Origin of the sequence: Staphylococcus sp. HMSC06C11, from assembly GCF_001808345.1 — a bacterium.
In the GTDB taxonomy this organism is placed as follows: Bacteria; Bacillota; Bacilli; order Staphylococcales; family Staphylococcaceae; genus Staphylococcus; species Staphylococcus capitis.
The window spans coordinates 1-263 of sequence record NZ_KV793043.1; the positions used below are offsets into that span (position 1 = coordinate 1).

Annotated in this window: 2 tRNA genes; both read left to right on the forward strand. The window is 47.1% G+C overall.

Features of this window, described 5'->3' with window-relative positions:
* Nucleotides 1-39 precede the first annotated feature (39 nt).
* A tRNA-Cys gene (locus tag HMPREF3154_RS07125) sits at nucleotides 40-113 on the forward strand.
* A 7-nt stretch (nucleotides 114-120) separates the two neighbouring features.
* Nucleotides 121-195, forward strand: a tRNA-Gly gene (locus HMPREF3154_RS07130).
* Nucleotides 196-263 lie beyond the last annotated feature (68 nt).

The window sequence follows — 263 nt, forward strand, 5'->3', positions numbered from 1 at the left end:
CCGTCACGCGCTGGTTCGAATCCAGCTAGCCCAGTTATTGGCGGCATAGCCAAGTGGTAAGGCAGAGGTCTGCAAAACCTTTATCACCGGTTCAAATCCGGTTGCCGCCTCCAGGATTAAGCGGGAGTAGTTCAACTCTTAGAACACATTCCTTCCCGGAATGAGATATAGGTGCAAATCCTATCTTCCGCTCCATATAATTTAATATTAAGCGGAAGTAGTTCAATTTTTAGAACACGTTCCTTCCCGGAACGAGGTATAGG